Raw genomic sequence first — 12,828 nt, forward strand, 5'->3', positions numbered from 1 at the left:
ACTGACAACTCGTCACCTTCACGGCTGCTGACGCTCCGTCACCACGGCGTGGGGCGTTTCGACCGGTGATATCCGCGTGTGTTCGATATGGCACGCTACATCCGATCAGATCCGACCACAGACGTCCGCCACACCCGCGCGGGCGCCCGACGGCAGCCACCGGTTCCACAGCCGGTCAGCCCGCAGAAGGAACGTGTTTGCGCATGACTTCAGCCAACCGACTGGCCGTGCTGGCATGCGCCACCCTGGTCGCCACCACCGCCGCGGGCTGCGCCTCGGCCAAGAAGGTGGTCACCGGCGGTGACGACAAGGGCGCCATCACGATGGGGACGTCCAACGTCACCAAGGTGCTGGATCCGGCCGGCGCGTACGACGCCGGTTCCTGGCTGGTCCTCAACAACACCTTCCAGTCGCTGCTGAAGTTCCCCGCCGGGGCCACCAGCCCGCTGCCCGACGCCGCCGAGTCCTGTGCCTTCACCGGGGCCGACGCCACGGTCTACAAGTGCGTCATGCGCGGTGGCCTGAAGTTCTCCAACGGTCACCCGCTGACCGCCGAGGACGTGGTCTTCTCGATCCAGCGGATGCAGAAGATCAACGACGAGAACGGCCCCTCCAACCTGCTGTCGACCGTCAAGTCGGTCGAGGCCAAGGGCAGCGAGGTGACCATCCAGCTGAACACCCCGGACGCGGTGCTGCCGGCCAAGCTCGCCTCGGCGGCCGGCTCGATCGTCGACCACCAGGTCTTCCCGGCCGACGCGCTGCTCGCCAACGACAAGCTGGTCGGCTCAGGCCCGTACAAGATCGACTCGATCGAGGCCAAGGGCGACGGCGCTCCGAGCAAGATCTCGCTCACCGCCAACGGCGAGTACCACGGCGACGCCAAGCTACAGAACAACAAGTTCGTGCTGCGCTACTTCGACGAGCCCGCCCAGCTCAAGAGCGCGCTGGAGCAGGGCGACATCGACCTGGCCGACAACGGTCTGGACCCGGACACCGCCGCCAAGCTGAAGGACGACCAGCTGGCCGGCACCGGCAAGATCAAGGTGGCCGAGGGGGAGAGCGCCGAGGCCCGCTACCTGGTGTTCAACACCAAGGACGCGCTGACCGGCAACCCGGCCGTCCGCCAGGCGGTGGCGCAGCTGGTGGACCGCAAGGTGCTGGCCCGCGACGTGTACGCGCGCACCGTGCAGCCGCTCTACTCGATCGTCCCGGCCGGGATCAACGGGCACAACACCGCCTACTTCGACCACTACGGCGAGCCGGACGTGGCCAAGGCGAAGAAGCTGCTCACCGCCGGCAAGGTGGCCACCCCGGTCAAGCTCAGCCTGACCTGGTCCCGGGCCCGCGCCGGTGAGGCGGAGGCCAAGGAGCTGAAGAAGCAGCTGGACGCCAGCGGGCTGTTCCAGGTGACGGTCCAGCAGGAGCCGGACTGGACCGCCTACCAGCAGGGCTGGACCGACGGCAAGTACCAGGCGTACGTGGTCGGTTGGACCCCGGACTACGCGGACGCGGACAACTTCGTCACCCCGCTGGTGGTCGACGGCGGCGCCTTCCACAGCGGTTGGGACGACCCGCGGATCAGCCAGAAGCTGGTGCCGGAGAGCATCAAGCAGACCGACCGCACCGCCGGTGGCGCGTACGCGCAGATGCAGAACATGGTGGCCGAGGCCGCCCCGCTGGTGCCGCTGTTCCAGAACAAGGCGTTCTACGCCTCGGGCACCGACATCACCGGGGTGGACGGCACGGTGGACACCACCGGCGTGTTCCGGTTCTGGGAGATCGGCCGCGCCGCCAAGAAGTGACGTTCCGTCACCACGCGCGAAAGGGCCCATCCCCTCGGGGATGGGCCCTTTCGCGCTGGTGCGGCTACTGCGCGCCCGGTCGGACCAGCCCGCTCTCGTACGCGTAGACCGCGGCCTGCACCCGGTCCCGCAGCTGGAGCTTGGTCAGCACGTGCCCGACGTGGGTCTTCACGGTGGTCTCGCTGACGTACAGCTCGCTCGCGACCTCCGCGTTGGAGAGCCCGCGGGCGACCAGCTTGAGCACCTCCAGCTCACGCTCCGTCAGCGCGGTGAGCGCCTGCGGCGGCGTCTCGTCGCCGGAGGGCAGCTTGGTGGCGTACATGTCCAGCAGCCGGCGGGTGATGGACGGGGCCAGCATCGCCGCGCCGTCCGCGACCACCCGGATCGCCTGCACCAGCTCCTCGGCCGGCACGTCCTTGAGCAGGAAGCCGCTGGCCCCGGCCCGGAGCGCCTCGACCACGTACTCGTCCAGGTCGAAGGTGGTCAGCACCAGCACCTTGGCCGGGCCGTCCCGGCCGGGCCCGGCGATCCGCCGGGTGGCCTCCACCCCGTCCATCCGGGGCATCCGGATGTCCATCAGCACCACGTCCGGCTGGAGCGCCCGGACCTGCTCAAGCGCCTGCTGCCCGTCCCCGGCCTCGCCGACCACCACCAGGTCGGCCTCGGCCTCCAGGATCATCCGGAAACCGGTACGCAGCAGCGGCTGGTCGTCGACCAGCAGCACTCGGATCGTCACTCGGACTCCTTGCCCGTCTGTCCCGTCACGGGACCGTCGTCTGCGCGTTCGTCGCCGCGCCCGTCTTCGTTCGGCTCGGCCGCCCGTTGCACCGGCAGCGGGTACGGCGGGGGAGTGCCCCCGAACTCGGGGCAGCTGCTCTGATGGTCGCACCAGTCGCAGAGCCGGTTCCGGGTGGCCGGGAAGTCGCCGGTGGCGACCGCCTGGCCGATGGTCTCCCAGAGCGCCGTGAGCTTCCGCTCCACCGCCAGCAGGTCGGCCTCGTCCGGGTCGTAGCTGACCACGTCCCCGCCGCCGCCCAGGTAGACCAGCTGGAGGCGCTTGGGCAGCACGCCCTTCCACCGCCAGACCACCAGGGCGTAGAACTTCATCTGGAACATCGCCTTGCCCTCGAAGTCGCGCGAGGGCGCCCGGCCGGTCTTGTAGTCGACCAGCCTGACCTCACCGCTCGGCGCGACGTCGACCCGGTCGATGTAGCCGCGCAGCAGCAGGCCCGAACCGAGCACCGTCTCCACGTAGAGCTCGCGCTCCACCGGGTGCAGCCTGGTCGGGTCCTCCAGCCGGAACCAACGGTCGATCAGCTTCTCCGCGTCACCCAGCCAGCGGGCCAGCGCCGCGCCGTCCGGGTCCTCGGGGAACAGGCCGGAGAGCTCGGGCCGCTCACCGAGCAGCCGCTCCCACTGCGGCCGGAGCAGGCCGAGGGCCCGCTCCGGGGTGCGCTCGGCGGCCGGGCTGTCGAAGAGCCGCTCGAGCACCGCGTGCACCACGGTGCCACGGGTCGCGGCCGCGCTCGGCGGCTCCGGCAGCCGGTCGATCACCCGCAGCCGGTAGAGCAGCGGGCAGGTCATGAAGTCGCCCGCCCGGCTCGGTGACAGCCCGGTCGGCGGCCGGGGGGTTCGGGGAGCAGGGACTCCCGCAGGGGCCTGCCCCCCGGCCTCGGCGTCGGTCGGGACAGCCTCGGCGGGGGCGCTGTCGGTCTGGTGCATACCCCCGACCCTATTGCCCCGCGCGGTCATCCCGCCGTCAGCCCACTGTCACGCCCGACACAGCCCGGGTCTCGCCTCGGCAACGACGGCACTCGCCCGAGCGTTGGACGGGTAGGGAACCACGGACGGGGCGGTCGGCCGATCCACGGGGAGATCACGTAGCGTGGCGGCCAGGGTCGCGGGACCGACCGCGACAGCGGTCGGACACGGCAGCAACGGACAAAGGGGCCACGGTGAGTGAGACCAGCGGGCGGCAGGAACGGCCCGGCGGGATCCTGATGGGGCGTCCGTTCGGCGTGCCCGTCTACGTCACACCCTCCTGGTTCGTCATCGCGGCGCTGATCACCTGGATCTTCGGCGGCCAGCTCACCGAGGTGCTGCCCGAGCTCGGCGGCACCCGCTACCTGGTCTCGCTCTCCTTCGCGGTGGCGTTCTACGCCTCGGTGCTGGTGCACGAGCTGGCGCACACCGTGGTGGCGCTGCGGCTCAAGCTCAACCCGCGCCGGATCCAGCTGCACTTCTTCGGCGGCGTCTCCGAGATCGAGAAGGAGGCCGACACCCCGGCCCGGGAGTTCTGGCTGGCCTTCGTCGGCCCGCTGCTCTCACTGGTCCTCGGCGGCGCCTTCTACCTGGCCTTCCAGGGTGTCGAGTCGTCCAGCGTGCCCGGCGTGCTGCTGGCCGGACTCTTCGTCAGCAACCTGGTGGTGGCCGCCTTCAACCTGCTGCCCGGCCTGCCGCTGGACGGCGGCCGGATCCTGCGCGCGCTGGTCTGGGCGGTCACCGGCCGCCCGATGACGGGCACCGTGGCCGCCGCCTGGATCGGCCGGGGGCTGGCCCTGGTGGTGCTGGTCGGACTGCCGATGTGGACCGCCTCCCGGGCCGGCCTGGACCGCTCCACCACGGACAGCCTGATCGACAGCGTGCTGGCCGCCGTGCTGGCCGTGATCATCTGGAACGGGGCCGGCGGCGCCCTGCGCAACGCCCGGCTCAAGGAGGCGCTGCCCGCCCTCCGGCTGACCGAACTGGCCCGGCGCAGCGTCTCGGTGACCGCCGACACCCCGCTCGGCGAGGCGCTCCGGCAGGCCAGGGAGGCGCAGGCCGGGGCCGTCGTGGTGGTGGACGGCAACGGCGAGCCGATCGGCCTGGTGAAGGAGGCGGCGGTGAACGCCGTCCCCGAGCAACGCCGCCCCTGGGTCGCGGTCGGCGGCCTGGCCCGGGACCTCGAGCCCGGGCTCCGGCTCGGCCTGGAGCTGACCGGGGAGCAGCTGCTGACCGCGATGCGCGGCACCCCGGCCACCGAGTACCTGGTGCTCCGCCCGGACGGCACGGTGTACGGCGTGCTGACCCTGACCGACCTGGAGCGGCGGCTGAACGCGGCGGTCCGCGGGCGCTGAGCGGCCCCCGGGTGCCGGTCGGAAGATCACTTGGTCGGCGGAGCGTTCCGTTTCCCTTAGGATTGTCCGCATGTCCGAACCGACCGGTGCCACCCGCCGACGCGGGCCCTTCCAGGTCGGGGACCAGGTCCAGCTGACCGACCCCAAGGGCCGCCACTACACGTTCACGCTCCAGGCCGGGAACCAGTTCCACACCCACAAGGGTGCGTTCCCGCACGACGAGCTGATCGGCGCCCCCGAGGGCACTGTCGTGCGCACCACGGGGAACGTCCCGTATCTCGCGCTGCGCCCCCTGCTCCCCGACTACGTCCTCTCGATGCCCCGCGGGGCCGCCGTGATCTACCCCAAGGACGCGGGGCAGATCCTGGCGATGGCCGACATCTTCGCGGGCGCCCGCGTGGTCGAGGCGGGCGTCGGCTCCGGCGCGCTCTCCACGTACCTGCTGCGCGCCGTCGGTGACACCGGCCTGCTCGCCTCGTACGAGCGCCGGCAGGACTTCGCCGACATCGCCAAGGCCAACGTCGAGCGCTACTTCGGCAGCCCGCACCCGGCCTGGAAGCTGACGGTCGGTGACCTCCAGGACAACCTGGTGGAGACCGACGTGGACCGGATGATCCTCGACATGCTGGCCCCCTGGGAGTGCCTGGACGTCGCGTCCAAGGCGCTCGTCCCCGGCGGTCTGCTCTGCTGCTACGTGGCCACCACCACGCAGCTCTCGCGCACCGTCGAGGCGCTCCGCGAGCACGGCACCTTCACCGAGCCGCAGTCCTGGGAGACCATGGTCCGCACCTGGCACGTCGAGGGTCTCGCCGTCCGCCCGGACCACCGCATGATCGGCCACACCGGCTTCCTGCTGACCAGCCGTCGGCTGGCCGACGGGGTCGAGCCGCCGCTGCGTCGTCGCCGCCCCGCCAAGGGCTCCTACGGCGAGGACTACGAGAGCGGCCCCGGTGCGGCGGAGAAGTCGCTCGCCGAGCGCGCGGCCGAGCGGGCCGCCGCGGCCGCGCACACGGCGGCCAAGGAAGCCGGGTAACACCCCCGACGGTCAGCAGGGGCGCGGAGCCGGAAGGATCCGCGCCCCTGCTTGGTCTCCCGGGCGCGGGGCGTGAAATGATGCACGCTCATGCCACCCCCACCCTGGGAGGGGACTGCCTGGTGGAACTCGCGGTCGAGACGGTGCAGATGACAGAGCAGCAGACCGGGGCCCCGGTCACCGGGGCGAGGACGAGAGTGCGGCACTGGGTGCTGGTGGCGGTGGCGACCGCCGCGGTGATCGCCGGAGCACTGGCGGTCGACCCGGCCCAGGGCGTGGCGCGGCCGACCAGGCCGGCCGCACCGAGCGCGCTGCCGGCCGCCGCGGCCCCCGATCCCGCCCGGGCCCTGCTGCCGCTCGACTGCGGCCCGTTCCCCACCACGGTGGCGCTGAGCTTCGGGGCGGTGCTGAACGGCCGCCCGAGCACCGTGGTCGCGGCGCACTGCGCGGCCGAGAACGGCACCCCGCCGGACGGCGTCTACCTGCTGACCCCGGGTCAGGACGGCCGCCCGCAGATCGCCGCGACGCTGGTGCTGCCGGCCGAGGGCCTGACCGTCACCGAGCTCAAGCTGCGCAGCGACGGCACCGTCACCGCCCGGGCCAAGGGCTACTCCAGCGACGACGTCCCGCGCTACGCCCCGGACCTGACGGTGCTGCTGTCCTGGCACCAGCAGGCCGGCGACTGGCTCCGCAGCAGGGCCACGGAGCCGGCCGGCACGGCGTGACGCCGGGTCAGTCCGCGTCCGGGCCGTAGACCTCGACCCGGTCGGCCACCCGGCGGACGTGGATGCAGTCGCCGGGGCACTCCTTGGCCGAGTCCACCACGTCCTGAAGCAGCGTCAGCGGCACCGGGGCGGTGTCGCCGGGCTGCTGGCGCAGCTCGTCGTCGTCGCCCTTGACGTAGGCCAGGCCGTCGATGTCCAACTCGAAGACCTCGGGCGCGTACTGCACGCAGATGCCGTCCCCCGTGCACAGGTCCTGGTCGATCCAGACCTCCAGTGCGTCGCCCGCCGTGGCCTCACCGGTCACCGACATGTCCCCTGCCGTTTCCTGCCCGGTCCGGTCTATCCCGTCCTGGGGCATTCCTGCCATTCGTACACTGATCCGACCGGCTCCCCCGGTCACGATCGGATATTGACCTGCCCGACGATACATCTGGTCTGCTTTGACCGGTGCGCGGTGGGTATCTCCCTTGCAGAGGGGAAGCATCCGAGGGCGAAGATCGGACACGCCCGTTCCAACTTTCTGATCTAGGGGTTTACACCCCCCTGGTCCCAGGTAGGTTTGGGTCGTCCAGCTCCCCCAGGAGGAGGTGAGGACCGTGGCATCCCACGATGACGACTACAACCGCAGCGCCGGCCGGCCCGTACGGGGTTCCGACGAGGCTGCTCAGGTCTCGTACCTTGAGCAGGAGGTCGCCGCCCTGCGCCGCAAGCTCGCCGACTCACCGCGCAGTTCTCGGATTCTCGAGGACCGCATCGTCGAGCTCCAGACCAACCTGGCCGGTGTCACCGCCCAGAACGAACGGCTCGCCTCCACGCTCCGAGAGGCCCGCGACCAGATCGTGGCCCTCAAGGAGGAAGTCGACCGGCTCGCCCAGCCCCCGGCCGGATTCGGCACCTTCCTCAGCCAGAACGAGGACGGCACCGCCGACATCTTCACCGGTGGCCGCAAGCTGCGGGTGAACGTCAGCCCGAGCATCGACCTCGACGAACTCCGCCGTGGCCAGGAGGTGATGCTCAACGAGGCGCTCAACGTCGTGGAAGCGATGGCCTACGAGAGCATCGGTGACATCGTCACCCTCAAGGAGGTGCTGGAGGACGGCGAACGCGCGCTGGTCACCGGTCACACCGACGAGGAGCGGGTGGTCCGGCTCGCCGAACCGCTGCACGGCGTCACGCTCCGCTCCGGGGACGCCCTGCTGCTGGAGCCCCGTTCGGGCTACGTCTACGAGGTGGTCCCCAAGTCGGAGGTCGAGGATCTGGTCCTCGAGGAGGTGCCGGACATCGACTACCGGCAGATCGGCGGTCTGGGCAACCAGATCGAGCAGATCCGCGACGCGGTCGAACTCCCGTACCTGCACGCCGACCTGTTCAAGGAGTACGAGCTGCGCCCGCCCAAGGGCGTGCTGCTCTACGGCCCGCCCGGCTGCGGCAAGACGCTGATCGCCAAGGCGGTGGCCAACTCGCTCGCGAAGAAGGTCGCCGAGGTCACCGGCCGGCCGCAGGGGAAGAGCTACTTCCTGAACATCAAGGGCCCGGAGCTGCTCAACAAGTACGTCGGCGAGACCGAGCGGCAGATCCGCCTGGTCTTCCAGCGTGCCCGGGAGAAGGCCAGCGAGGGCACTCCGGTCATCGTCTTCTTCGACGAGATGGAGTCGCTGTTCCGCACCCGTGGGTCGGGCGTCAGCTCGGACGTGGAGAACACCATCGTCCCCCAGCTGCTCGCCGAGATCGACGGTGTGGAGGGCCTGGAGAACGTCATCGTGATCGGCGCCTCGAACCGCGAGGACATGATCGACCCGGCGATCCTGCGGCCCGGCCGCCTGGACGTCAAGATCAAGATCGAGCGCCCCGACGCCGAGGCCGCGAAGGACATCTTCTCCAAGTACCTCAAGGACTCGCTGCCGTTCCACCCGGACGACCTCAAGGAGCACGACGGCTCGGTCGCCGCGACCGTGCTCGGCATGATCCAGGCCGTGGTCGAGCGGATGTACACCGAGACCGAGGAGAACCGCTTCCTGGAGGTCACCTACGCCAACGGTGACAAGGAGGTCCTGTACTTCAAGGACTTCAACTCCGGCGCGATGATCCAGAACATCGTCGACCGGGCGAAGAAGATGGCCATCAAGGCCTTCCTCGACACCGGCCAGCACGGTCTGCGGGTGGCCCACCTGCTGGCCGCCTGCGTGGACGAGTTCAAGGAGAACGAGGACCTGCCGAACACCACCAACCCGGACGACTGGGCCCGGATCTCGGGCAAGAAGGGCGAGCGGATCGTCTTCATCCGGACCTTGGTCACCGGCAAGCAGGGCGCCGAGTCCGGCCGGTCGATCGACACGGTGGCCAACACGGGGCAGTACCTGTAGCACCGCTCCACCTGAAGGACCGCTCAACTCACCGTCCGGCTGCGGCGCCCACCCGCCCCGCAGCCGGACGGCGCGTCTCGGGATATTCCAGAGGAGGGCCGCATGACCGTACGGCGCGTGATGGGGATCGAGACCGAGTACGGGATCTCCGTGCCGGGCCACCCGAACGCCAACGCCATGCTCACCTCGTCCCAGATCGTCAACGCCTACGCGGCCGCGATGCACCGGGCGCGGCGGGCTCGCTGGGACTTCGAGGAGGAGAACCCGCTGCGGGACGCGCGCGGCTTCGACCTGGCGCGCGACGTGGCCGACTCCAGCCAGCTGACCGACGAGGACATCGGTCTGGCCAACATCATCCTCACCAACGGCGCCCGGTTCTACGTCGACCACGCGCACCCCGAGTACAGCTCACCGGAGATCACCAACCCGCGGGACGCGGTGCTCTGGGACAAGGCCGGCGAGCGGATCATGGCCGAGGCGGCCGCCCGTGCGCTGGAGCTGCCGAACGGTCAGCGGATCAACCTGTACAAGAACAACACGGACAACAAGGGCGCCTCCTACGGCACCCACGAGAACTACCTGATGCAGCGGGCCACCCCGTTCGCCGACATCGTCCGCCACCTCACCCCGTTCTTCGTCTCCCGGCAGGTGATCACCGGCGCGGGCCGGGTCGGTCTCGGCCAGGAGGGCAACGCGGACGGCTTCCAGATCAGCCAGCGGGCCGACTACTTCGAGGTCGAGGTCGGTCTGGAGACCACCCTCAAACGGCCCATCATCAACACCCGGGACGAACCGCACGCGGACGCCGAGAAGTACCGCCGGCTGCACGTGATCATCGGGGACGCCAACCTCTCGGAGATCTCCACCTACCTCAAGCTGGGCACCACCGCGCTGGTCCTGACGATGATCGAGGACGGCTTCATCACCGCCGACCTCGCCGTCGACCAGCCGGTCCGGACTCTGCACCGGGTCTCCCACGACCCCTCGCTGAAGTACCTGATCCAGCTCCGCGGCGGCCGCAAGCTGACCGCCGTCCAGCTCCAGCTGGAGTACTACGAGCTGGCCCGCAAGTACGTCGAGGACCGCTACGGCCAGGACGCCGATGAGCAGACCCTGGACGTGCTGGCCCGCTGGGAGGACGTGCTCGGCCGGCTGGAGAACGACCCGATGAGCCTGTCCAGGCAGCTGGACTGGATCGCCAAGAAGGAGATCCTGGAGGGCTACCGCCAGCGCGACGGCCTGGACTGGGACAGCCCCAGGCTCCAGCTGGTCGACCTCCAGTACAGCGACGTCCGCCCCGACAAGGGCCTCTACAACCGCCTGGTGGCCCGTGGCCGGTTCGAGCGGCTGCTCACCGAGGAGGACATCCTGCGGGCGGTCGGCAAGCCCCCGGAGGACACCAGGGCGTACTTCCGCGGCCGCTGTCTGGAGCAGTACGCCGACCACGTGGCGGCGGCCTCCTGGGACTCGGTGATCTTCGACCTGCCGGGCCGGGACTCGCTCCAGCGGGTCCCCACCTTGGAGCCGCTGCGCGGCACCAAGGAGCACGTCGAGGCGCTGCTGGACCGCTGTCGGACGGCCGAGGACCTGGTCCGGGTGCTGTCCGGCGGGTAACTTTTCGATCACCAAGGGTGAACATCCCGCGACGGGGAATCATCCTGACGAACGACGAACGTTGTACAGGAACCGGACGCGGATGTCGTAGCCGGTCGATAGGGTCGGACCAACCGAGCGAGCGGGGTGAGGGAAATGGCCAGCAAGGACACCGGCGGTGGTCAGCAGCGGGCGAACCGTTCCTCCGAGGAGGTCGAGGAGCAGGCCGTAGAGGCACAGGCTTCGGACGACCTCAAGGAGCGCCAGGAAAAGCTCAACGACGACGTGGACGCGGTCCTGGACGAAATCGACGACGTGCTCGAGTCGAATGCGGAGGATTTCGTCCGGCAGTTCGTCCAGAAGGGCGGCCAGTAGCCGCTCGCCAGTTCTTCCGTCGCGCGCGGCAATCCCGTCAGAAATGCACGGGGTTGCCGCGCGCAAACTTCGGACGACCTGTCAGGTGGATCACGGCCCGCAAACGGGTAGTGTCCGGGGCAAGCGTCTAGTTGATCTACCTGGAAGGAATCGTGTGGAAGCCAACACTGGTGGCACCGGGCGTCTACCGGCTGCCTTCCTGACTCCGGGGTCCTCGTCGTTCTACGACTTCCTCGGCCAGCACTCGCCGGAGCTGCTGCCCGGCGGCCGCAAGCTGCCCGAGGGCCTGACGATCGAGGCGCCGCACGGCACCACCATCGTCGCCGCGGTCTTCGACGGCGGTGTGGTGATCGCCGGTGACCGCCGCGCCACGATGGGGAACGTGATCGCCCAGCGGGACATCGAGAAGGTGTTCCCGGCGGACGAGTACAGCGCTGTCGGCATCGCCGGCACGGCCGGCCTGGCGGTCGAGATGGTCCGGCTGTTCCAGCTGGAGCTGGAGCACTACGAGAAGATCGAGGGCACCGTGCTCTCGCTGGAGGGCAAGGCCAACCGGCTGACCACGATGATCCGGGGCAACCTCGGGATGGCCATGCAGGGCCTCGCCGTGGTGCCGCTGTTCGCCGGGTACGACCTCCGGCTGGGCCGTGGCCGGATCTTCACCTACGACGTCACCGGCGGCCGGTCCGAGGAGCGCGGCTTCGCGGCCACCGGCTCCGGCTCGGTGTTCGCCCGGGGCTCGCTGAAGAAGCTCTACCGCGCCGACCTGACGGCCGATCAGGCCGCCACCGTGGTGGTGCAGGCGCTGTACGACGCCGCCGACGACGACTCCGCCACCGGTGGCCCCGACATGGCCAGGAAGATCTTCCCGATCGTCTCGCTGATCACCGAGGACGGCTTCCGCCGGCTCACCGACGACGAGGTCTCCACGATCGCGCACTCGATCACCGACGGCCGCCTCGAGCACCCCAACGGCCCGCAGGCCCCACTCCTCTAGCCCGCCGGCTCCCAACCAGGAAGGGGACGATCGCCGGTGTCCACACCGTTCTACGTCTCGCCCCAGCAGGCCATGGCGGACCGCGCGGAGTACGCCCGCAAGGGCATCGCGCGCGGCCGCAGCGTGGTCGTGCTCACCTACGACGACGGCATCCTCTTCGTCGCCGAGAACACCTCCCGGGCGCTGCACAAGGTGTCCGAGATCTACGACCAGATCGCCTTCGCCGCGGTCGGCCGCTACAACGAGTTCGAGAACCTGCGGATCGGCGGCGTGCGCTACGCCGACCTGCGCGGGTACTCCTACGACCGGGCCGATGTGACGGCCCGTGGGCTGGCCAACGTGTACGCCCAGACGCTCGGCACGATCTTCTCCTCGGTCGGCGAGAAGCCGTACGAGGTGGAGCTGATCGTGGCCGAGGTCGGCGCCACCACCGAGGACGACCAGATCTACCGGCTCACCCCCGACGGCTCGGTGGTGGACGAGAAGAACGCGGTCGTGGTCGGCGGCAACGCCGACTCGATCGGCACCTACCTGGGCCAGCAGCACCGGTCCGGGCTGACCCTGGCCGGGGCGCTCCGGCTGGCCGTGGACGGCCTCGCCAGGGACCCGAGCGGCGGCAGCCCGCGCACCCTGACGCCGGATCAGCTGGAGGTCGCGGTGCTCGACCGCACCCGCTTCCAGCAGCGGAAGTTCAAGCGCATCCTGGGCGGCCAGCTCGGCCGTCTGCTGAGCGGCGACGAGTCCGCCGCCGCGGAGGAGCCGGACGCCTCCGAGTAGCCGGTAGCAGCGGGAGCCCGGGCCGGGCTCCCGCTCCACCGCGGTGA

At 70.2% G+C, this 12,828-nt stretch carries 12 protein-coding genes; 9 read left to right on the plus strand and 3 right to left on the minus strand.

Annotation, left to right across the window (positions count from 1 at the left end):
- Positions 1 to 203 precede the first annotated feature (203 nt).
- Positions 204 to 1,802, plus strand: a complete 1,599-nt coding sequence (locus tag OHV05_RS29240; protein ID WP_405020343.1) for an ABC transporter substrate-binding protein — start codon at positions 204 to 206, stop codon at positions 1,800 to 1,802.
- A 64-nt stretch (positions 1,803 to 1,866) separates the two neighbouring features.
- Here the strand turns inward: OHV05_RS29240 and OHV05_RS29245 are convergent, their stop codons facing one another.
- Together OHV05_RS29245 and OHV05_RS29250 are read right to left on the minus strand one after the other, a co-directional pair.
- The gene (locus tag OHV05_RS29245) at positions 1,867 to 2,538 is read right to left on the minus strand and encodes a response regulator (protein WP_405020344.1); all 672 of its coding nucleotides are present in this window, start codon (positions 2,536 to 2,538) and stop codon (positions 1,867 to 1,869) included.
- A complete protein-coding gene (locus OHV05_RS29250) occupies positions 2,535 to 3,524 on the minus strand; it encodes a RecB family exonuclease (protein WP_405020345.1) in 990 nt (329 codons plus the stop codon). The genes OHV05_RS29245 and OHV05_RS29250 overlap by 4 nt, the downstream gene beginning before the upstream one ends.
- Here OHV05_RS29250 and OHV05_RS29255 point away from each other — a divergent pair.
- The 3 genes from OHV05_RS29255 to OHV05_RS29265 all read left to right on the plus strand — a co-directional run bounded on the left by OHV05_RS29255 (position 3,407) and on the right by OHV05_RS29265 (position 6,676).
- Entirely contained in the window at positions 3,407 to 4,918 is a 1,512-nt protein-coding gene (locus OHV05_RS29255) for a site-2 protease family protein (RefSeq protein WP_405020346.1), read from the plus strand. The two genes, OHV05_RS29250 and OHV05_RS29255, sit on opposite strands and share 118 nt — an antisense overlap.
- 70 nt (positions 4,919 to 4,988) lie before the next feature.
- A complete protein-coding gene (locus OHV05_RS29260; RefSeq protein WP_405020347.1) occupies positions 4,989 to 5,951 on the plus strand; it encodes a tRNA (adenine-N1)-methyltransferase in 963 nt (320 codons plus the stop codon).
- 77 nt (positions 5,952 to 6,028) lie between these two features.
- Positions 6,029 to 6,676 carry a hypothetical protein gene (locus OHV05_RS29265; RefSeq protein ID WP_405020348.1) on the plus strand — a complete coding sequence of 216 codons (648 nt, stop codon included), beginning with the start codon at positions 6,029 to 6,031 and terminating at the stop codon, positions 6,674 to 6,676.
- A gap of 7 nt (positions 6,677 to 6,683) precedes the next feature.
- Here the strand turns inward: OHV05_RS29265 and OHV05_RS29270 are convergent, their stop codons facing one another.
- Positions 6,684 to 6,986 (minus strand): ferredoxin, encoded by a 303-nt coding sequence (locus OHV05_RS29270; RefSeq protein ID WP_403031867.1) that lies wholly within the window; start codon positions 6,984 to 6,986, stop codon positions 6,684 to 6,686.
- A 286-nt stretch (positions 6,987 to 7,272) separates the two neighbouring features.
- Here OHV05_RS29270 and arc point away from each other — a divergent pair, with 286 nt between their 5' ends.
- The 5 genes from arc to prcA all read left to right on the plus strand — a co-directional run bounded on the left by arc (position 7,273) and on the right by prcA (position 12,781).
- Positions 7,273 to 9,039, plus strand: coding sequence for a proteasome ATPase (gene arc / locus OHV05_RS29275; RefSeq protein WP_403031865.1), 1,767 nt, complete (start codon positions 7,273 to 7,275; stop codon positions 9,037 to 9,039).
- Between the two features lie 102 nt (positions 9,040 to 9,141).
- On the plus strand, positions 9,142 to 10,653 hold the full coding sequence (gene dop / locus OHV05_RS29280) for a depupylase/deamidase Dop (RefSeq protein ID WP_405020349.1): 1,512 nt from the start codon (positions 9,142 to 9,144) through the stop codon (positions 10,651 to 10,653).
- Between the two features lie 135 nt (positions 10,654 to 10,788).
- A complete protein-coding gene (locus OHV05_RS29285; protein ID WP_403031860.1) occupies positions 10,789 to 11,007 on the plus strand; it encodes a ubiquitin-like protein Pup in 219 nt (72 codons plus the stop codon).
- A 154-nt stretch (positions 11,008 to 11,161) separates the two neighbouring features.
- Positions 11,162 to 12,004, plus strand: a complete 843-nt coding sequence (gene prcB / locus OHV05_RS29290; protein WP_405020350.1) for a proteasome subunit beta — start codon at positions 11,162 to 11,164, stop codon at positions 12,002 to 12,004.
- Between the two features lie 36 nt (positions 12,005 to 12,040).
- Complete coding sequence (gene prcA, locus OHV05_RS29295; protein WP_405020351.1) at positions 12,041 to 12,781, plus strand: proteasome subunit alpha; 741 nt, start codon at positions 12,041 to 12,043, stop codon at positions 12,779 to 12,781.
- Positions 12,782 to 12,828 lie beyond the last annotated feature (47 nt).

It is taken from the genome of Kitasatospora sp. NBC_00070, from assembly GCF_045041205.1.
In the GTDB taxonomy this organism is placed as follows: Bacteria; Actinomycetota; Actinomycetes; order Streptomycetales; family Streptomycetaceae; genus Kitasatospora.

What these genes read in the sequence shown, in the direction of transcription:
- OHV05_RS29260 (WP_405020347.1), top strand. Translation starts at nt 4,989, where the DNA reads ATGTCCGAACCGACCGGTGCCACCCGCCGACGCGGGCCCTTCCAGGTC.
- OHV05_RS29285 (WP_403031860.1), top strand. Translation starts at nt 10,789, where the DNA reads ATGGCCAGCAAGGACACCGGCGGTGGTCAGCAGCGGGCGAACCGTTCC.
- OHV05_RS29250 (WP_405020345.1), bottom strand. Translation starts at nt 3,524, where the DNA reads ATGCACCAGACCGACAGCGCCCCCGCCGAGGCTGTCCCGACCGACGCC.
- OHV05_RS29265 (WP_405020348.1), top strand. Translation starts at nt 6,029, where the DNA reads ATGATGCACGCTCATGCCACCCCCACCCTGGGAGGGGACTGCCTGGTG.
- dop (WP_405020349.1), top strand. Translation starts at nt 9,142, where the DNA reads ATGACCGTACGGCGCGTGATGGGGATCGAGACCGAGTACGGGATCTCC.
- OHV05_RS29270 (WP_403031867.1), bottom strand. Translation starts at nt 6,986, where the DNA reads ATGTCGGTGACCGGTGAGGCCACGGCGGGCGACGCACTGGAGGTCTGG.
- OHV05_RS29240 (WP_405020343.1), top strand. Translation starts at nt 204, where the DNA reads ATGACTTCAGCCAACCGACTGGCCGTGCTGGCATGCGCCACCCTGGTC.